Annotated in this window: 19 protein-coding genes and 3 pseudogenes; 21 read left to right on the top strand and 1 reads right to left on the bottom strand. The window is 34.8% G+C overall.

The window, feature by feature from the left end; genetic code table 11:
* Positions 1–13 precede the first annotated feature (13 nt).
* Positions 14–205, bottom strand: a complete 192-nt coding sequence (locus IQ226_RS08270) for a DUF2862 domain-containing protein (RefSeq protein ID WP_193894420.1) — start codon at positions 203–205, stop codon at positions 14–16.
* 108 nt (positions 206–313) lie between these two features.
* On the opposite strand from IQ226_RS08270, the gene IQ226_RS08275 reads away from it, so the two are divergent.
* The 21 genes and pseudogenes from IQ226_RS08275 (at position 314) to IQ226_RS08375 (ending at position 20,753) form a co-directional block, all read left to right on the top strand.
* Entirely contained in the window at positions 314–1,048 is a 735-nt protein-coding gene (locus IQ226_RS08275) for a Uma2 family endonuclease (RefSeq protein WP_193894423.1), read from the top strand.
* 423 nt (positions 1,049–1,471) lie between these two features.
* The gene (locus tag IQ226_RS08280; protein ID WP_193894425.1) at positions 1,472–2,143 is read left to right on the top strand and encodes a Uma2 family endonuclease; all 672 of its coding nucleotides are present in this window, start codon (positions 1,472–1,474) and stop codon (positions 2,141–2,143) included.
* Between the two features lie 259 nt (positions 2,144–2,402).
* Positions 2,403–3,209, top strand: coding sequence for an ABC transporter permease (locus tag IQ226_RS08285; protein ID WP_193894426.1), 807 nt, complete (start codon positions 2,403–2,405; stop codon positions 3,207–3,209).
* A gap of 84 nt (positions 3,210–3,293) precedes the next feature.
* The gene (locus tag IQ226_RS08290; RefSeq protein ID WP_193894428.1) at positions 3,294–4,166 is read left to right on the top strand and encodes a Uma2 family endonuclease; all 873 of its coding nucleotides are present in this window, start codon (positions 3,294–3,296) and stop codon (positions 4,164–4,166) included.
* A 537-nt stretch (positions 4,167–4,703) separates the two neighbouring features.
* Complete coding sequence (locus tag IQ226_RS08295) at positions 4,704–5,459, top strand: ABC transporter ATP-binding protein (protein WP_193894430.1); 756 nt, start codon at positions 4,704–4,706, stop codon at positions 5,457–5,459.
* A gap of 256 nt (positions 5,460–5,715) precedes the next feature.
* The gene (locus IQ226_RS08300) at positions 5,716–6,831 is read left to right on the top strand and encodes a bifunctional 2-polyprenyl-6-hydroxyphenol methylase/3-demethylubiquinol 3-O-methyltransferase UbiG (RefSeq protein WP_193894432.1); all 1,116 of its coding nucleotides are present in this window, start codon (positions 5,716–5,718) and stop codon (positions 6,829–6,831) included.
* A 35-nt stretch (positions 6,832–6,866) separates the two neighbouring features.
* Positions 6,867–9,434: a glycosyltransferase gene (locus tag IQ226_RS08305; RefSeq protein WP_193894434.1), complete on the top strand. Its 2,568-nt coding sequence runs from the start codon at positions 6,867–6,869 to the stop codon at positions 9,432–9,434.
* A gap of 80 nt (positions 9,435–9,514) precedes the next feature.
* Positions 9,515–10,813 carry a glycosyltransferase family 1 protein gene (locus tag IQ226_RS08310; protein ID WP_193894436.1) on the top strand — a complete coding sequence of 433 codons (1,299 nt, stop codon included), beginning with the start codon at positions 9,515–9,517 and terminating at the stop codon, positions 10,811–10,813.
* Positions 10,814–10,834: 21 nt separating this feature from the next.
* Positions 10,835–11,908 (top strand): glycosyltransferase family 1 protein, encoded by a 1,074-nt coding sequence (locus tag IQ226_RS08315; protein WP_193894438.1) that lies wholly within the window; start codon positions 10,835–10,837, stop codon positions 11,906–11,908.
* A 12-nt stretch (positions 11,909–11,920) separates the two neighbouring features.
* Entirely contained in the window at positions 11,921–12,169 is a 249-nt protein-coding gene (locus IQ226_RS08320; RefSeq protein WP_193894440.1) for a type II toxin-antitoxin system RelE/ParE family toxin, read from the top strand.
* Complete coding sequence (locus IQ226_RS08325; RefSeq protein WP_193894442.1) at positions 12,166–12,534, top strand: helix-turn-helix domain-containing protein; 369 nt, start codon at positions 12,166–12,168, stop codon at positions 12,532–12,534. Before IQ226_RS08320 ends, IQ226_RS08325 begins: the two co-directional genes overlap by 4 nt.
* Before the next feature lie 244 nt (positions 12,535–12,778).
* Positions 12,779–13,180, top strand: a complete 402-nt coding sequence (locus tag IQ226_RS08330; protein WP_193894444.1) for a hypothetical protein — start codon at positions 12,779–12,781, stop codon at positions 13,178–13,180.
* The gene (locus IQ226_RS08335; protein ID WP_193894446.1) at positions 13,177–13,641 is read left to right on the top strand and encodes a type II toxin-antitoxin system VapC family toxin; all 465 of its coding nucleotides are present in this window, start codon (positions 13,177–13,179) and stop codon (positions 13,639–13,641) included. Before IQ226_RS08330 ends, IQ226_RS08335 begins: the two co-directional genes overlap by 4 nt.
* A pseudogene (locus IQ226_RS08340) lies at positions 13,640–14,122 on the top strand (glycosyltransferase family 4 protein); the annotation flags it as partial. The gene IQ226_RS08335 and the pseudogene IQ226_RS08340, both read left to right, overlap by 2 nt.
* A 195-nt stretch (positions 14,123–14,317) precedes the next feature.
* Complete coding sequence (locus IQ226_RS08345) at positions 14,318–14,665, top strand: hypothetical protein (RefSeq protein ID WP_193894448.1); 348 nt, start codon at positions 14,318–14,320, stop codon at positions 14,663–14,665.
* A 196-nt stretch (positions 14,666–14,861) separates the two neighbouring features.
* On the top strand, positions 14,862–15,278 hold the full coding sequence (locus IQ226_RS08350; RefSeq protein WP_027404141.1) for a XisH family protein: 417 nt from the start codon (positions 14,862–14,864) through the stop codon (positions 15,276–15,278).
* Positions 15,266–15,601, top strand: coding sequence for a XisI protein (locus tag IQ226_RS08355; protein ID WP_027404140.1), 336 nt, complete (start codon positions 15,266–15,268; stop codon positions 15,599–15,601). Before IQ226_RS08350 ends, IQ226_RS08355 begins: the two co-directional genes overlap by 13 nt.
* A gap of 38 nt (positions 15,602–15,639) precedes the next feature.
* Positions 15,640–15,993 (top strand): annotated as a pseudogene (locus IQ226_RS08360) (glycosyltransferase family 1 protein); the annotation flags it as partial.
* A gap of 64 nt (positions 15,994–16,057) precedes the next feature.
* Positions 16,058–16,318: pseudogene (locus tag IQ226_RS08365) on the top strand (type II toxin-antitoxin system RelE/ParE family toxin); the annotation flags it as partial.
* Positions 16,315–16,641: a helix-turn-helix domain-containing protein gene (locus tag IQ226_RS08370; RefSeq protein ID WP_193894452.1), complete on the top strand. Its 327-nt coding sequence runs from the start codon at positions 16,315–16,317 to the stop codon at positions 16,639–16,641. The pseudogene IQ226_RS08365 and the gene IQ226_RS08370, both read left to right, overlap by 4 nt.
* A gap of 278 nt (positions 16,642–16,919) precedes the next feature.
* Positions 16,920–20,753 carry a DUF2157 domain-containing protein gene (locus IQ226_RS08375; RefSeq protein WP_193894454.1) on the top strand — a complete coding sequence of 1,278 codons (3,834 nt, stop codon included), beginning with the start codon at positions 16,920–16,922 and terminating at the stop codon, positions 20,751–20,753.
* Position 20,754 lies beyond the last annotated feature (1 nt).

Consider the following 20,754-nt stretch of genomic DNA (forward strand, 5'->3'; position numbering starts at 1 on the left):
TAAGTTGTTTTGACTAAGCTGGTTTGATTTCATCTTCAAAAAACCAAGTGGAAGAGTTGTCGTCAAACTTCACCACCACACCAATTCCCCGACCATCTGTGACTTTGTAGCCCTCGATAATGCCGATTTTTCCGAGTTTTTGAGCGATAGGAGAGGATACGCGATCGCGCAAACGAATCACCTTAACTTTCTGTCCGATGTCCATGATCTAGTTAAAATAAAATAATCCAAATCTCAGTGTAGCTGAATCTGGCACTCTGTTTTCACTGTTCATGGCTTAAAATTAAATCAGTAAGCAAGTAGGTATACTCTTATGTTTGTTACAGCCCAACAGCTAGAACAACAAATGCCCGATGCGACTCGTTTATTAAGTGATGAGCCGGAAATGGAAAGTTCTTTGCATTATATGCAGTTACTATTATTGGTAACTAGCTTAGAGTGGTTATGGCGTGATCAGAATGATTTTTTTATTGGTGCAGATCTAACTATTTATTTTAGTCGTCAGCAATTAAAAAATCGAGAATTTAGAGGTCCAGATTTCTTCCTAGTTAAAAATACAGAAAAACGTCCCCGCACTTCTTGGGTTGTCTGGGAGGAAGACGGGCGCTATCCCGATCTCATTATTGAGTTACTGTCCGATAGTACAGCAAAAGTTGACCGCAATTTAAAAAAAGTTCTCTATGAAAGTCGCTTTCGTACCCCTGAATATTTCTGGTTTAGCCCGGAAAGTTTAGAATTTGTGGGTTTTAAACTGGTAGGCAGTCAATATCAAGAAATTGTCGCTAATAAACAGGGATTACTTTGGAGTGAAGTCCTGAATTTATATTTAGGTGTGGCAAATGGTAAACTCCGCTATTTTACATCGGAAGGTGAATTAGTACCAACACCGGAAGAAGCGGCTATAAAGATCCAAAAAGAAGCTCTTGTTGCTCAAAATCAAGCCCTTGCAGCCGAACGGCAGTTAGCAGGTGAAAGAGAGAAAGTACAAATTTTAGCAGCACGATTGCGATCGCTGGGAATAGATCCTGATACAATACTGTTCGGTTAAGACTAAAAAGCAAAAATACGTAGGTTGAGTTGAGGAACGAAACCCAACATTTTCAATTCAATTCGTTCCATATGGCTAACGCCACGCAATGACATTGTGTAATTAATTCTGTCTCACTACTTAGGGAACACCAAAGAATAAATTACCCAATTTCGTGGGATGGGCATCCTGCCCGTCCTTGATGATTAGCGGGCTTTTCGTCCCGCACTACAAGAAATTTTTGGGTATTTTTTTAGTTGGATGTCCCCTATTTGCGATCGCTAGGCGTAAGTGAGTTGGCGTTAAAAATTGTCGTTATGGCAAGGCAAGAGGCAATGGGCAAGAGTAAAGAAGTTTTCGGCGATTTTACGTTTCTTTACACAGTTTGGTTTTATTGTGTTCACCTACTTAGATCCTGATAGTGTGGTTAATTAGGAAAAAACTATGACTACAACCATAAAGTTAACCGATGTCACCATCGAATATCCTAGCTCTGATGGAGAACCCGTGGCAGAAACCTATATACATCTCTATGCGATTTTAACTACCTTAGAAGTTTTAAAACAGTACCTAGCAGGAAGACAAGCAACGGTACTCGCAAATCAATTTTTATACTATGCTCAAAGTTTTCCGAAATTAAGAGTAGCACCGGATGTGATGGTAATTTTTGATGTGCCACCTGGGGGTAGAGATAATTATAAGGTCTGGGAAGAAGGTCAAGTTCCCCAAGTTGTCTTGGAAATGACTAGTGCCGGAACTCAAAGGCAGGATCAAGAGCAAAAGAAGTTATTGTATGAACAATTAGGGATTTTAGAATATTGGTTATTTGACCCGAAAGGAGAATGGATTAACAAAAAGTTACAGGGGTATCGTTTACAGGATGAGATTTATCAACCCATTACCGATAGTTTATCTCAGCCGTTGGGATTGCGTCTAGAAGTGGAAGGGGAGCTTGTAAGATTTTACCGTCTTGATACAGGTGATAAATTACTCATACCCACAGAATTGGCAGAAAAGGCTGAAAGTGAACGCCAAAGGGCTGATGATGCGGAGGCTAAAGTAGCAATTTTGGCTCAACGGTTAAGGGAGTTAGGTATTGACTCTGATAGTTTGTAAGTAATTACCTGAGATAGATAAAATTTCACTTAAGTAGGTGAACACAATCAAACTAAACTGTGTAAAGAAACGTAAAATCGCCGAAAACTTCTTTACTCTTGCCTTTTGCCTCTTGCCTTTTGCCTCTTGCCTTTTGCCTTGCCATAACGACAGTTTTCAACGCCAACCTACTTATCTGAAAATTAATCGTCAATAATTGCACTCCTATGGTATAGAATGCCAAAATGACTTTTTTCCGGTGTGTAATGGTGCTATAAGAATGATACTTTCTCTGAAGGATAATTTAAATTGGTTACAAGTGCAGCGTTATTGCGAACTCCTGCACGTCTTAGTTGGACGGACGCTGAAAGTCCGTTACCGGGGGTCTTTTCTAGGGGTTTATTGGTCACTATTGAACCCATTGATTATGACAGGGTTGTATACTGCCATCTTTGGTGCTACCTTTGCATCCTACTATGGTAACTCCATCATTAACTATATGCTAGCAGCGCTGACAGGACTGTTAGTCATTAATTTTTTCTCCGCTTGCACATCCCAAGCTTTAACCAGCGTAGTCGGCAATGGAGCATTATTAAATAAAATTCGCTTGCCGGTTAGTGTTTTTCCTGTATCAATGATTTCGTCCAATGTCTTTCAATTTTCAGTGGGAGCATTTCCCTTACTAGCAATGATGACATTGCTTAATTCCAAAAGTCTCATCAATGTCATCGCTTTAGTATTTCCATTTTTAGCATTAATTTTAGTTTCTACAGGAGTCGGTTTTTTAGTCAGTGCTTTGTACGTATTTTTCAGGGATTTACCTTACTTTTATGAATTGGTAGTATTTGTAATTTGGATTAGCAGTCCGATCTTTTACCCAGCAGCTATTGTTCCCAAGCCGGTAAAACAGTTTTTAGGTTTGAACCCCCTATCCCCAATCATCGAAAGTCTCCGTCAGATTACATTATCAGGTTCTCCACCAGATTTAGGTCTGATTTGGGGGGCTTTACTGAGTGGCATCATTATTTTAGCCGTGGGATGGACTTGTTTTCACCTGTGGCGGCATCAATTTATGGATTTGCTGTAACATAGCTATCATTTGGTAATTGCATAGACTAGAACCAGATAGTTTATAATTAACCAAAGATAGTAATTTATCCTAATAAAATCTATGGCTTTAACCGCACAAGAAATAGAAGCATTAATGCCAGACTGCACTGAACTACTCAGCGACGAACCAGAAATGGAAAGCTCTTTACACTATACACAACTATTAATATTAGTAACTTGTTTAGAATGGTTATGGCGTAATAGAGAAGATTTTTTTATCGGTGCAAATCTTAGCGTTTACTATAGCCGACAACAGTTAAAAAATCGAGACTTTAGAGGACCAGACTTTTTTCTTGTTAAAGATACGGAAAAACGTCCACGTCTTTCTTGGGTAATATGGGAAGAAGATGGTAAATATCCCAATGTAATAATTGAATTACTTTCTGATTCTACAGCGAAGGTAGATAAGGGATTGAAAAAACAGTTGTATCAAAATCAATTCCGCACCCCTGAGTATTTTTGGTTTTCCCCGAATACCTTAGAACTGGTAGGATGGCGACTAACAGACAGTGAGTATAAAACTATTCCAGCATCAGAAAATGCCTGGTATTGGAGTCAGGAGTTAGGTTTATATCTAGGGGTTTGGGAAGATAAGTTAAGATATTTTACTGTTGAAGGAAGATTAGTCCCTACACCAGAAGAAGCTAATTTAGAAGAGATTAGAAAAGCTGAAGTTGAACGTCAAAGGGCTGAAGTTGAACATCAAAGGGCTGAAGTTGAACGTCAAAGGGCTGAATCTGAACGTCGAAAGGTTGAAGTTGAACGTCGAAAGGTTGAAGTTGAACGTCGAAAAGCTGAATCTGAACGTCGAAAGGTTGAAGTTGAACGTCGAAAAGCTGAATCTGAACGTCAGCGTGCTGATGACGCAGAGAATAAAGCAGATGTTCTAGCGCAAAAATTAAGGGAGTTAGGTATTGAACCCGATAGTTTATAAATCGCCGGGCTTTGCTTAAGAGGATGTTTGAAAAGTGGTATTCCGTAATTTTCATCACATTGCTACCCCCCTTAGTCCCCCCTTGTAAAGGGGGGAAACAATAAAAATCCAGTTCCCTCCCCTTTACAAGGGGAGGGTTAGGGTGGGGTAAAAAATATTTGATACATCAACCATAACTTTTCAAACACCCTCTAAGAGACTTCCAAGAAATAAATTATCCTAAGAAACGAACCACAGAGGCACAGAGTACACAGAGAGAGAATTTCTGCATCAGTTTTGGGACATTTTTTTATTTGGAAGTCTCTAATGGCATAATTATTTTAGCCTTGAGACAATACCTTGTCCATTTCCTGCTTTGTTGGGTTAAGCGACAGCGCAACCCAACGCTCATGTTGGGTTTTATGCTAATTGCTCCGCGAACGTTCACGTTCCACAACCCAATCTACAAATTAAGGCTTTTTTCCAATTTGGACAAGGTATTGCTGGAGATGGACTTGTTTTTACCTGTGGCGACATCAATTTATGGATTGGCTGTAAATGGAAGTAATACGTTTGGACAATGTTTCGCTGTGGAGAAGGACTCAAGAGGAATTTTCCTATGATTTGAAAAAAACGCTCCTATCTGTGGTAGAGGGTAAATATCGTCAACCTGCGAAGAAATTAGTTTTAGATAATATTGACTTGGTGGTTGCGAAAGGAGAAAAAATAGGTATAATTGGTGCTAACGGTTCAGGTAAGTCCACTCTGTTAAAGATAATTTCTGGGATTTTACAGCCTACCACTGGTACTGTCAGAGTCCGAGGTCAAGTTGCGCCTTTAATTGAATTAGGAGCAGGTTTTGATGCGGAAATCTCTGTAATGGACAATATCCTCCTTTATGGTGTATTGTTGGGTTTTTCTAGGGCTGAGATGAAAGCAAGAGCGCGTTCTATTTTGGAGTTTGCAGATTTGGAGGATTATGCTTTAGTTCCAGTTAAAGGTTTATCATCAGGTATGGTAGCTCGTTTGGGTTTTGCTATTGCCACAGATGTACAGCCAGAAATTTTAATTTTGGATGAAATTTTATCAGTAGGAGATGAGAGTTTTAAAAACAAGTGTAAGCAAAGAATGGAGAAGTTCTGGGATGATAATGTGACTATTCTAGTAGTCTCTCATGATTTAGCGTTTATTAGTACATCCTGCAAAAAAGCTATTTATTTAAGTCAAGGTAACATTATATTTCAAGGTGAATCACAGGAGGTTGTGGATTATTATTTAGAACGTATTAAAGAATCTGAAGTATTTACCTATTGAAGTATTTTTTTGTAAAATTGATCGTAGTAATTATTCAGAAAAGAACAAATATAAAAACCTCAATATAGGAATCCAGTTTGATTATTGCTAATTATACTGAGACTCAATCTTTGATTCGATGAGGTTAAGAGTTTAGATTTTGTTCAAAGATCAAATAGTAGTCCTATATAATTTTCTAATAAATAGTTGTTTGACTTTTGATAGCACTATTTAAAAAAATACAGGAAATAACTTATTAAGAAATGTGAGAAATAAAATGGATTCCGAAAAAATACTAGAACGGATGAAAGCTGTTTATCAACAATCTGTCAGATTTCAAAATAATGGGCAAAAAATGCAAATAAACTCAGAATCTCAATCACTCAATAATAGCGACAGCCATTTTATAGAAATAGATGGTAACTACCTATTATTTTTTAATGATATATATACCACTAATTTAGGCAAATTTCTCAAGAATATACTAAAGAAATTAGCATGGCCTATTTTAAAAAGACAGACTTATTTTAACTCTGCCATCAAAGAGCTTGTATATAAGCTAGTACAAAAAAGCTATGAAGATTCAGTAAAAGCTAGAGAAGTAAATGAAAAAATTACTCAACTTGAACTGAAGCTTGAAGAGCTATCTACCAAAACACAAACTGATAATATTCACATAAATCATTTTACATCTGTTGAATCGGCAAAGATAAAAAGTGGATTATGGTTTAATGAACCAATAATTATTGACTATAGTACTGAGGGTGAGGCTTATTGGGCTGTAACGAATGAAAGAATTTTAGAAAAAACCTTTGTAATACATTCCCTAGCTCGTTTTTGTGATTCTAGGGACATAGAAATTTTAGACATAGGAGCAGCCGAAAGTCTTTTATCGTATGAATTAGCAAGCTTTAATTACTCAGTTACAGCAATAGATATTCGTCCCATAGCTTTATCTCATCCTAATTTAAAATTTGTTAAAAGTGATATTTGTCAGCCTGTATTTTCATCAGATAGCTTCGATTGTGTAATTGCTATATCTACTCTCGAACATATTGGATTGGGATGGTATGGAGATAAAAAAGTAAATAATTATGATCTGGAGGCCGTTAAACAAATCTATTTGCTTTTAAAACCAGCAGGCATATTTATACTTACAGTTCCCTATGGTAGAAAAGCTGTAACACCAGTACATCGAATTTACGATCAAGAATCACTCCAAAAATTAACTCAAGATTTTACAGTGATACAAATATCCTATGGAGTGCGTAAGGATAACTTCACATGGACTATCACTGAAGATGAGTTAGAAGCATCAGTCAAAGAACATAATCCATATAACTACCTCCCTGGTGCAGTAGCTATGTTGGTATGTAAAAAAAATATTCTTTAAGAAAAATAAATTTAGAAAATTGGAATTAATACAGAATGAAAATTGCAATTGATATTCAAGCCTTACAAACAAAAAATTCTAAAAACCGGGGAATCGGACGTTATACACAATCAGTGATAGAAGCTTTATTTAATCAACAAAATGCACCTAGCTTCGATCTATATGCCAATAGTACATTACCAGAACCATTGTTGAATAAAAATTTATTTTCATATAGTTCCATAGATTACCCATATATTGGTAGTTGTGCAACTAATGATCTATTGCTCAAAAGTACCTTAATATCCTCTGATGCCAATATGGTATTTATCCCCAGTCCTATGGAGGGATTAGATTCTACAATACCGGACTACACTAATTTTACTAAAAAGATTTTTGTCATTTGTTATGATTTGATCCCACTTATATTTTCTGATAGATATTTATTAAACGATAAAAATATGCAATCTCTTTATATGAGGAGATTAAAAAATATACAAAATGCTGATTTTATATTTGCAATTTCTGAATCTACTCGCCAAGATGTAATCAAATATCTTAAAATACCTCCTAACAAAGTTTTAAACATTTCGGGAGGTGTTTCTCCGTTCTTTACTCCCGTCCAAGTTAATGAGCATTATTCTTGGTTGAAAACTTTTGCTGATAAGTTTGGTATTCACAAAAAATTTATTCTATATACAGGAGGTGAGGATTGGCGTAAAAATATTGAAGGATTAGTTCATGGTTTTGCTAAATTACCCAACAGCTTTCGTGAAAACTACCAATTAGTGGTTGCTTGTAAAGTCTCTGATTTCTTTACTCAAGAAATTAGCCGTTTGGCTGCCAAATTAGGCATTGGTAAATCTCTAGTTTTAACAAATTATATTACAGATGAAGAATTAAGAGCTTTATATTCAACTTGCTCTTTATTTGTTTTTCCTTCTTTTTATGAAGGTTTTGGTTTACCCTTGTTAGAAGCTATTTCTTGTGGCGCACCGGCTATTGCAAGTAATAACTCTTCTTTACCAGAGATTTTAGGTGATTCTGAGCTATTGTTTGATCCACATTCACCTGATGATATAGCTAGGATTATACTAACAGTTCTCTCTAATGAAGAATTTAAAATGAGAATTGCTGAAAATTCTCTTCAGCAAGCAGCCCAATTTTCTTGGGAATCAGTGGCTCAAAAAATGGTTAGTGTTTTTCAAGAACATCAGCCATTAAATAAGATAACTATTACTTTCAACCGAGTTAATATCCCTAATAAAAAGCCTCAAATAGCTTTCTTTAGTCCTTTACCGCCAGCTAAATCTGGTATTGCAGACTATAGCCAAGACCTCATCCCATCATTGCAAGAATATTTTAGTATTGATTTATATGATGATCGTGATTTACCGGATGCTAATATAACGAATAATTTATTTGTTCATACAAAATTTGAAGAGAGGTTAGATTCTCAAAACTATGAAGGGATTATTTATCAAATAGGTAATAGTAGTTATCATTGTAATATGTATTCAAAATTAATGAGGTACTCGGGTATAACTGTTTTACATGACTATTATTTAGGAGGACTAATTAATTATATGGAAACTTATTATCCAGAACTTGGGGTAACACTCTCTCAAGAGTTAGAACACAGTTACGGAAAAGATAGAGCCATAGAAATATCAACATTAATTCAACATAAAAAATTGAATATTCAGGAAACATTACCTGAAGAAAAAATTTATTTAAATAGGAGAGTTTTCACTCGTTCTTTAGGAGTAATTTTGCATAGTAAATGGGCTTATAACTGTGCAGTTCAAGATTTTAGTAATGATAATAGTCATATTGCTCACATACCACAGCTAGTTCCCAAGGTTTTACTGGAAGAAAAATTACTTTCCGATGAACACCAAGCGTTAGGAATTCCTGGTGATAGTTTCATAATTACTACATTTGGATTTATTAATTTAACTAAACGTCCTCTAGAGATTCTCCGTGCTTTTAAAAAATATTTATTTTATCGAACTAATGCATACTTAGTTTATGTAGGTGGTACTGATTATATTGGTCAAATTGATTTGGAAAATGAAATTCAAAAACTAGGTTTGCAAAATCAAGTGAAAATTACTGGCTATATCAATATGTCAGATTTTTATAGATATATAGAAATATCCGATATTTGTCTTAATTTACGATATCCATTTAATGGTGAAAGTTCAGCTTCACTTTTACGCATTTTGTCTGTTGGTAAGCCCACAATCATTACAAATATAGGTTCATTTTCTGATTTTCCTGATGATGTGGTACTCAAAAGTCCTCAACCTCATCAAAGTAATGAAGTTGATGAAATACTTAAGGCTTTAATTTTATTGACTGAAAATCTAGATTATAGACAATCCCTAAGCAAAAATTCATCTGAGTATATTTCTAGAGAACATTCTCCAGAAAAGTGCGCTCGGTTGTATTATGATTTTATTCAGCAAGTTTTACGATCACCCAAAGCCCAGCAAAAAATGCATACAGATTACGTTGCTAGAGAATTAGCCAACATCGAAGCTAATGCTTCTGAAACATTACTAAATTGCTTTGTTAAAGCCTTGGATAATAATAATTCAATGCTGAACAATCAAGATTGAAATTTACTTAATCAGAAAATATTTCTTGAATGAATTTAAAGTTTCTATAATCGTAAAATTTCAAAAATTTAGGAGAATTAATGAGGATTTTCATAGATTGCACCCATACAGCTAATTATACTTATAAAAACACTGGTATTCATCGAGTTGTGCGTCAAATAACATCAGAGTTACTTAAGATAGCTGTAAGCAACCCGAGTCTAGAAGTAATACCAGTTAAATTTGATGGGAATTTTATAACTAAAGTAATTTATCTTGATGAACAAAATGCAAATAATTCTACCCAAGAGATAAAAGAGATAATTCTGATAAAAAAAATAGCTAAACAGTTAAGTTTATATATACGTAAAGCCGAAAATAAATTAAAAAAAATATTACCTAGTTATTTAATTATTAGTAATCCAATAAAACAGAAATCAGAATTTGCAGGTATTAAATTTTCATCAAAAGATATTTATCTCATTGCTGATGCTAATTGGGATTTACCTCTATCCTATCATGACTTTTTGCAAAATCTAAAAAAACATAAAGTTACTATAGTATCAATATGTTATGATTTGATCCCGATTAAGTTTCCAGAATTTTGTTCAAAAGATTTTGTTAAATGTTTTAGGAAATTTTACTATCAGTATTCTGATTGTTTTGATAAAGTGATATGTATATCTCGTCAAAGTGCAGAAGATTATATAAAGGCCAAGAAAGAAGGGATATTACCTAGCAATCATAAAAATCAGGTTGTTGATAGTTTTAGACTTGGATCTGACTACTCTAAAGATAAACAGTTAGAAAATCAAGATGATGATATTGATAATTATAAGATTGCATCACTACTTAATCAAAAATATATTCTAGTAGTTGGTAGCTTAGTTCCTCATAAAAATATTAAAACTATTGTCGCTGCCTTTGATTTATTAACAATATCTAATGACAATATACATTTAGTATTTGCAGGAAATCGAGGATGGCACAAAGATACTGATGTTTTAATTGGAAAAAATAAACTGTATGAAAAGCGAATACACATTTTAGATTCAGTAACAGATTCTCAACTAAATCTTCTCTACAAAAATTGTTACTGTTTGGTTCAAGCCTCATTTTATGAAGGGTTTGGATTACCAGTTGTAGAAGCACTGCAACACAGCAAACCTGTAATTTCAAGCAATGGTGGTTCTCTGCCAGAAGTAGGGGGGGATTTCTGCTTATACTTTGAACCAACTGAACCAACACAACTTTATCAAGCTTTAAAAAAATTGGTCGAGTCAGATCATTTCTACAATCAGTTAGTAAATTTCATTAAAAATGATTATACTCCATTTTCATGGCATGAATCAGCTAAACAGTTGATCTCCGTACTGTCTATAGGAGACAATATATTGTAACTATAAATATAGGATTGAACTGTGCTGTCTCCACTTCTAATCAATCTCTCTTTTCTCACTCCTCAACCTACTGGCATAAGCACTTATGCAAGCAATCTATTTCCATATATACAACCACTGAACCCGATACTACTCATTTCACAACCTATTAATAACTATAATCATTACTCAGTACCACCAAATTTAACCTCAGAACAAGGTACAAAAGGACATTTACGCCGTTTATTGTGGACACAATTTCAACTCCCCCAAATCTATCAAAACCTCAAATCGCAACTTTTATTTTCGCCTATTCCTGAAGCACCTTTATATACTAATTGTCGGTTTATTGTTACAGCATTTGATATGATACCGCTGCGGTTTCCTAAACGCTTTTCACCATTGACGACATATCATAAATACTATACTCCTGAAGTTTTTCAACGAGCAGAACATATTATTTGTATATCAGAATCAACAGCGAATGATATCATTCAATTTCACCAAATTCCTAGTAATAAAATTACACCAATTCTCTTGGCGGGAGATAACTCACATTTCCAATTCCTGAACCTTCCTACCCGCAATTACTTCCTATATATTGGTCGTCAAGACCCTTACAAAAACCTCCAAAGACTAATTACCGCTTTTTCCGCATTACCTCACAAAAATGATTATGAATTATGGTTAGCAGGACCCTATGATCAACGTTACTCTCCATTATTAGAAGCACAAACTCAAGAATTGGGAATAAGTCATCTTGTTAAATTCCTTAACTATGTTTCCTATGACGAATTACCAATAATTATTAATCAAGCATTAGCACTTGTTTTCCCTACTCTGTGGGAAGGATTTGGTTTACCAGTTTTAGAAGCAATGGCTTGTGGTACACCAGTTATTACTTCTAATATTTCCTCACTTCCAGAAGTTGCGGGAGATGCTGCTATTTTAATTAATCCCTATGATGCGAGGGAGATTACAGCAGCAATGCAAGCAATTATTAATGATTCAGAACTGAGAAAACAACTTTCAGAAAAAGGTCTAAAAAGAGCAAATCAATTTAGTTGGGAAAAAACTGGAGTGGCTACAGTTGAGGTTTTAAAAGAATATCTTTGAGCATTACAATTAGTGCAAGCTGGAGAAATACCTTTAACAGCCAAGCCTTTTAAAGGTATTGGAAGCGGTGTATATGAAATTGTGAAACGTTATGATACTGATACTTATAGAGCAGTTTACGCCGTAAAGATTGGGGAAAGAGTTTATGTATTGCACGCTTTCCAGAAGAAATCAAAAAAAGGTATTCAAACTTCACAAAGTGACATTGAATTGATTAAACAACGCTATAAAGATGCACTAGCAAGAGAACAATCACCATGACACAAGAACCAATTTTTGAAGAAAGCAGTGGTAACGTATATGCTGATCTTGATTTAGAAGATGCAGAAGAACTATTTACACGGGGTAAAATCGGGATTCAGGTACTCCGGCTTCTGAAAAAACGTAACCTGAAACAACGTGAAATTGGTCAAATTCTTGGCATTCCCCAACCAGAAGTATGCCATCTTATGAAAGGAGAGTTTCAACGGTTTAGCGAGGGAAAACTCCTCATTTTTCTCAAGCGACTTGATATAGAACTCATCCTACATCTTCGTCATAAACATGGAGAAAATCAATCTCATGAGACAGTAATATCGCTGCAAGTAGGTGAACACAATAAAACCAATCTGTGTAAAGAAAAGTAAAATCGCCCAAGCCCTCTTCACTCTTGCATGATTGCCTCTTGCCTTGCCATAACGACGATTTTCAATACTAACCTACTTAGAATCAAAAGTTAAAAGTTATTATTTTTAGATAACTCATCAAAAAAACATAGCAATGACTCAAAAAACCCTGGTAAAGTAACAGGCTATTTTGATTTGAATTTTGAAAATATCCATGATAAGATTAAAGAACTATTTAATGATTAGTAAAACCAAGGAGAAACCCATGAACACCTCCATAGAACTTCCCAGCGGTAAAATCTTCAACATCACCCGATTTATTGCCCTAATTCCCAATAACAATAATATTGATAGTGATTATCAACTGATCTTAGAAGGATATCCTCATCCCATCAACTTAGAACCATCAGATGCTCAAAATCTGAAAATAATTTTGCAATCAAAACTAGATCAAAATACCCCAACTAGCACCCATAAATCAACATGGAATCAACAAGAACAACTTCAAAAAAATCAAAAAGCAATGTCAATTTTAGCAGAACGTATTGCACAACATAAAAATATGTCCGATGAAGAATCATTACAGCAACAAGAGTTTTTTGAAGAATTAAAAAAAATAGTTGATTCACAAAGACCACTAGGACAAAAATTATATTCAGAATTATGATAGTATTTATTGATTCAGGTGTGCTAGGACTTCTCACAAATCCCTATAAAATGGATGCAGCTAAAGATTGTGAAGAATGGCTTTATGCTTTGCTTGCTCGTGGAGTGTATATTTGTTCTTCTGAATTATGTGATTACGAAATTAGAAGAAGTTTAATCTTAATCTCTCAAAATAAACCTAAATCATCTAGTATTCAGAATTTAGATGAACTTCAAGAAATTATTTCTTTCCTGCCTGTAACTTCAGAATTATTAAAAGAAGCATCTACACTTTGGGCTTCTGCTCGCAGTCAAGGAATACCAACAGCAGATAATAAAAGTTTGGATATTGATATTATTATCTGTAGTCATTGGCAAAAACTTAAAGAAGAGTTTCCTGGTCGCTATGTTGTGATAGCAACTACAAATGTCAAACATTTAAGTCGCTTTGCTGAGGCAAAAAACTGGATGGATATTCAATAGACTAATTACCGCTTTTTCCGCATTACTTCACAAAAATGATTATGAACTATGGTTAGCTAGACCCTATGATCAAGGGTACTCTCCATTATTAGAAACACAAACTCAAGAATTAGGAATAAGTCATCTGGTTAAATTCCTTAACTATGTTTCCTATGACGAATTACCAATAATTGTTAATCAAGCATTAGCACTTGTTTTCCCCACTCTGTGGGAAGGATTTGGTTTACCGGTTTTAGAAGCTATGGCTTGTGGTACACCAGTTATTACTTCTAATATTTCCTCACTTCCAGAAGTTGCGGGAGATGCTGCTATTTTAATTAATCCCTATGATGCAAGGGAGATTACAGCAGCAATGCAAGCAATTATTAATGATTCAGAACTGAGAAAACAACTTTCAGAAAAAGGTCTAAAAAGAGCAAATCAATTTAGTTGGGAAAAAACTGGAAAAGCTACAGTTGAAGTTTTAAAACAATATCTTTGATCGTAGCAGATCCCCGACTTATTAAAGAAGTCGGGGATATTCTTGTTCTTCAAATGTCCTTTATTTGATCATGCTTATTTCCTTAATTTCTCTACTCACAATCACTTTCTATACATCGGTTGTCAATATCTTCAAAGACTAATTACCGTTTTTTAAAAGTTATAATTTTATAGAACTCATGAGAAAAATAGAGCAATGACAGAAAAAACCATCTCAGCAGACCTAGATATAGAAACAGCAGAGCAAATTAGTGCATTATCACAAATGGAAAATCGCTCAACATCCCAAATAGCCAGTGCTGCAATCAAGCTAGGAGCTATGTTACCTCATAATGCTTGGTCAGCACTCTTACAGTTAAATGGGGTTGCTTCTGAAGCACAGTGGCAAGAAATTAGTCAAGAAATTACAAGAGTTTTATTGCATCACCAATACAACCTCGCTCAACAAAGAATTGCCCAAAATATAGATCAAAAGTGGTTAAATTCCTTAGAAACTGAAGATGATATACTCTATGCTTCAGTTGAGTTAACTCGTGATGTCTAATCCTTTACGCTTACGTCTCTATAATCTTTATAATAAAAAAGCAAATAAAAGTTATATAGAATTATTTGAACAAAATTCTTCTGTCAGGATCACTTCTCACCTTCAAATGATATAATAAAATTATGATGAACTAGGAGAAGAAAGAAAACTAAATCTTGAAATACAGATAATTTTAACTCATATTCACACAAAAACAATGGCAAAAGATGTTTTCCATCAACAGGTAAAAAATGCTTTAATAAAAGAAGGATGGAATATTACCCATGACCCCTTAACCATTCGCATTAGTGAAGCAGTCAAACTCCAAATTGATTTAGCAGCAGAAACTACTATAGCCGCAGAAAGGGACTCAGAAAAAATTGCTGTAGAAATTAAAAGCTTTATTGGAGATTCAGATATCAGTAGTTTCCATACAGCATTAGGTCAATATCTTAACTATAGCCAAGCACTTGAAGAACAAGAACCAAACCGAATTGTTTACCTAGCCATCCCTTTTGAGACTTATTATGACTTTTTTCAACTTCCATTTATTCAACGAATGCTACAGCGATATCAAGTCAAGCTGATGATTTATGATCCCAAACAGGAGGAAGTTCGACAATGGATAAAATAGAAAAGTATAGACAATTTATCACACAAATTTTAACAGAACACGCCCAGATTTGTACCACAAATGATCCAGTCAAAGCACAACTAATATTTGATAGGGAACATGACCATTATCAACTCAATTATATCGGATGGCAAGGCGATAAACGAGTGTTTGGACCAGTGATGCACTTTGATATTGAAGACGGCAAAATTTGGATTCAGTACAACGGCACCGAAGAATCTATAGCTGAAAGATTAGTGCAAATGGGTGTACCAAATTCAGATATTGTCCTTGGTTTTCATTCTGCTTTTAAACGGCAATTTACACCTTATGCAGTGCAGTAAGAGGGGGTTTGTAACATCCTATGCGCTAAAAATGAGAAATGCAATTACTCACTAATCTTTCATTCTTACTTACCAAACCTACAGGTACAACTACCTACGCTCTGAATCTTTTACCTCATTTACAAAAACTTGAGCCAATACTTTTAACTTCCCAATCTTTCCCTAACTATAACTGCTATTAAACTCCTACTAACCTAACCTCAGAACAAGGTTTGAAAGGACATTTACGCCGTTTATTGTGGACACAATTCCAACTACCAAAAATCTATCAAAACCTCAAATCCCAACTTTTATTTTCCCCTATTCCCGAAGCACCTTTATATACTAATTGTCGGTTTGTTGTTACAGCATTTGATATGATACCGCTGCGGTTTCCTAAACGCTTTTCACCATAATCAATTTAGTTGGGAAAAAACTGGACTGGCTACAGTTGAGGTTTTAAAAGAATATCTTTGAGCATTACAATTAGTGCAAGCTGGAGAAACACCTTTAACAGCCAAGCCTTTTAAAGGTATTGGAAGCGGTGTATATGAAATCGTGAAACGTTATGATACTGATACTTATAGAGCAGTTTACGCCGTAAAGATTGGGGAAAGAGTTTATGTATTGCACGCTTTCCAGAAGAAATCAAAAAAAGGTATTCAAACTCCACAAAGTGACATTGAATTGATTAAACAACGCTATAAAGATGCACTAGCAAGAGAACAATCACCATGACACAAGAACCAATTTTTGAAGAAAGCAGTGGTAACGTATTTGCTGATCTTGATTTAGAAGATGCAGAAGAACTATTTACACGGGGTAAAATCGGGATTCAGGTACTCCGACTTCTGGAAAAACGTAACCTGAAACAACGTGAAATTGGTCAAATTCTTGGCATTACCCAACCAGAAGTATGCCATCTTATGAAAGGAGAGTTTCAACGGTTTAGCGAGGGAAAACTCCTCATTTTTCTCAAGCGACTTGATATAGAACTTATCCTACATCTTCGTCATAAACATGGAGAAAATCAATCTCATGAGACAGTAATATCCCTATAGTGAACATGATCATGTTTCCTATGATGAATTACCAATAATTATTAATCAAGCATTGGCTCTTGTTTTCCCCACTCTACAGTTTAAGTTTTGAAACAATATCTTTAAGAAAATTCATAATTTTAAAACCTAATTTCTGCACTGTTGTTGTAATAATAGTAAAATCAACTTGATTGGTGAAAATCAAAATTTATCAATCTTGGCTTTTCCTAATGTGAGTGGAATATTTGATTAATCATCGAAATAGACGATTTTGATATATACTTACAGGGTTGCAGATTATGACATCACCTTTTGAACCATCGCAGAAAATCCCAGTTAAACTACCATCTAATCATCCTCACTTATTAATAGGACTAGATAACTTTCTACAACTCGGTTTAATATCCGATGATCAAGTTAAACAATTAGCTCGTCAATATCTCATTTGCACCGTAGTATTTACTCCTGAGACTGAATCTGAACCAGAAGTAATTTTCACCCCTCACACACCTCCACAAAGACCCTTGGTTGCGACTTTACCACCCATTACAAAAGTGCCTAAAAAGCCTAGTTTTGTAAGTTTAATGTTGCAATCTTTGGGTGAAGAATTAAGTGTGCGGTGGTTGCTGTTTTTGGGTGTGTTTTTAGTAGTGCTTTCTTCTGGTGTTCTCGCTGCAAGTCAGTGGGAAAAATTCCCAGCAGTTGGACAGTATGGGGTTTTATTTGCTTATACTTTGAGTTTTTGTGGTTTTACATTGTGGGCAGGTGAACAAAGCAATTTAAGGCTAACTGCACAGACATTATTAATAGTCACACTGTTATTAGTGCCTATCAATTTTTGGGCAATGGATAGCTTTAGTTTGTGGCAAAATCCATTAAACTTAGTTGTTATGGGGATTGCATCCCTAATCCTGACATTCATTACTAATCAACTTTGCCAAAACAGGAATATTATTAGTCATTTTCCCAGTGGTAAATTACCTTTAGCTAATATTATCGGTTTGAGTTATTTACATTGGGGTTGGAAATTAACAGGTTTTCCCCTAATTGCTGTTTATTTAGCAATGATAGGAACAACAGCTATTACTGTTCATGATCAATTAACCCAATCGGCAGGAAGTTCAAATACAGAAACGCCACAATGGGGAATTAGTTTATATTTTACTTTCCTGATTTATGCGTTATTAACGTTACTCACAAGGGCTATTTTTATAGCTGGTGTTAATATTACAGAGTTAGGTTTAGCGATTGGTATTTGCGGTGGTTTGATAATTTGGTTATCAGAAAAAGATTTCTCTAAACATTCTTCTGAACTTTGGGAAAAATTAGGAGGAAGTTTACTTTTATTAGGTTGGTTAGTTTCAGTCATTACTCAACCAGCACAAGCTATTATATTGAGTGGCTTAAGTTTGTGGTTTGTTAATATTCGGTTACAGAGATATAATTTACAACTGGATTTTTTAGCTATTTTCTTAATTGGTTTACAAACAATTTGGCTAGGGTGGCGGTTAGTACCTAATGAATTACAAAGATTAGTAATTAGCACTGTTACTCATTTAACAAATTCTCAAAATGAACCTTGGGCATTATTAAGTATTGCTTTATTTCCTTATATCATTTTGATGTTATGGATAACAAATAAGTTACATCATCAAGAAAAACAAGAACTAGCAAATTTTGGAGAATATCTTACTTTATTTTTAGGAATTTGTTTAACAATAATTAGCTTAGTAAATCCCACATTAAGAACAGTCAACTTTTTATTATCTACGATTACTTTAGCCACATTTATCCAACGCCGGGCAGTTTTTTCTCCTACTTTGATATACTTGACTCATAGTATGGGAATATTGACGCTGATTTCTAGTATTAATTGGTTTTTACCAAGTTTAAATCATGAAATTTGGGCTGGTATTATCTTAGTTATCATGATAGCTGAATGGGTGTTTAGCCTTGGTGAGGGTATCTGGCGACGGAGTGCATGGTATATTGGTTTAGTATTAGCTGCACTGAGTTTTTATTTATTTTGGGTGAATGCTCAAAATTATTGGACTGGTAATTGGCAAAACCCAAATTTTTGGGGAATAATTTGGTTAGTTACACCTTTAGCATTGACAGGTTTAGCTATTCGTACCACTGAACCATATCGCACTACTAACAGTTTTTTAAGTGTCTTAGCTGTGGGTGTTTCTCAATTATTAACTTTACCATTACCAAGAATTAGATTAATTGGTTTGGGTGTGGGTATAGTGGTAATGTTAGTCAATACTCGCTATTTAAGAAACCAAATATATGCAGGAACAATTATTGGTTTTGGGTTAAGTTTCCTCGCAATATTATTAGGAGAAGGTATATTTGGTTTAATTAAACTAACAGTATCAGGTTGGTTTGTTGTTACTGCATTAACAATACTGAGTTTATGGCTATGGCGTGGTGTACTTTTACGCAAAGGTACAGAATTAGCGATAATTTATGCAGCCGCAAGTGATAAATGGGCGATCGCATTATGTACAATGGAATTATCAGCCCTAACTCTCCACTCCAGCTTAATTTATCAAGGTATTCTCAAAACAGAATATTTCTATGTTATTACCACAGCCATAATTTTAGGGGCAATTCTCTATCGCAGTTGGGGACAGTCGCAGGAAGCAGCATTTTATGGTATTGGTTGGTGTTTAGAATTATTAACAGCAGAAATATTAGGATTTGGCGAACATTCAATGATGAGAATCGCCATAGGTAACATTATTCTAGGATTAACAACTCAGCTATTTGGGGAATGGTGGCGACGCAAACATCAATTACAAACATTACCTAATAGTTTTAATATTCTTCCCCTCATTTATGGTGCATTTAGCGTCATTCTCCGGTTAAATATTTTTGCTAACTTTACAGGTTTTTGTTCTTTGGGTGTAGCCTTAATTTTGATTGGAGTCGGAAGACGCAGGGAAGCATTTAAACCTCTACTTTATTTTGGCATTATCGGCGTATCAATTTCCGCCTACGAACTCCTATTTTATCAAATGTCCCTATCTAGCGGTGGGGTTTTAGGTGATGGGTTAATTGCCATGTCAGCCCTTGGTACTAGCATTATGTACGCCTATCGTATTCTCACACCTTGGCTGATTAGTTATCTTTGTTTAACTCCAAGAGAATTAAAAAACATTGCCCATCTCCATTGGGGTTGGAGTAGTATTTTATTCCTATCAGCTATGACTTTACCCATCCAAATTAACTCTTCTATTGTCTTAGGAACTGGATTATTTTTAGTTCGCTATGCGATTTGGCAAGGTAGGGAAAATTCTGAAGAAACAAATCAAGAAATCTGGGTTTATTTAGGTTTAATAGAAGTAGGAATAATTGGTATTTATTTACAAAATTTACCAATATGGAGATTAATATTTGAGCCGTTATTACCTTGGCATGGGGCGATATCCTGCCTATTTGCCTACTTCCTATATATCCTACATTGGCAAAGATTAGGTTGGTCAAAAACACCTTGGCAACGCACGGCTTATGTTCTCCCATTAATTATTTTAGGAACAACAGGATTACAAACTTCTCCTATTACTTTAATTATCGTTGCTGCTTACTACGTCTTTTTAGCAAAAGCTGCTACACAAATCCGGCTTACATACATCAGCTTAATATTAATTGATTGGGCATTATTTACTTGGTTTAATGACTTAAATCTGAGAAATTATCTTTGGTATGTTACACCAATTGGATTATCTTTACTATATATCGCTGAGGTGGATGAACAACTTAAATTATCAACAGTAAAACCCCTGCGTCACAGTTTACGAATGTTAGGAAGTGGTTTAATTTGTGGTTGGACAATTTTGTTTTATCAAAATCTGCCTTTTATCCCCGGTGTTTTTAGTCTGATTACTATTTTTGCTGGCTTAGGTTTAAAAGTCCGTGCTTTTCTTTATGTTGGTACAGGTACTTTTTTAATTACTAGCATTTACCAATTAGTAATTTTTAGTCTGAGTTATTCTTTTTTAAAATGGATTGTTGGTTTATTAGTTGGTATTTTGTTAATTTACATTGCTGCTAATTTTGAAACCCGACGCACTCAAATCACTGCTATACTTCACAATATTAGTGATGAGTTTGCCAATTGGGATTGAT

Source organism: Dolichospermum sp. LEGE 00240, assembly GCF_015207875.1.
Taxonomy (GTDB): Bacteria; Cyanobacteriota; Cyanobacteriia; order Cyanobacteriales; family Nostocaceae; genus Dolichospermum; species Dolichospermum gracile.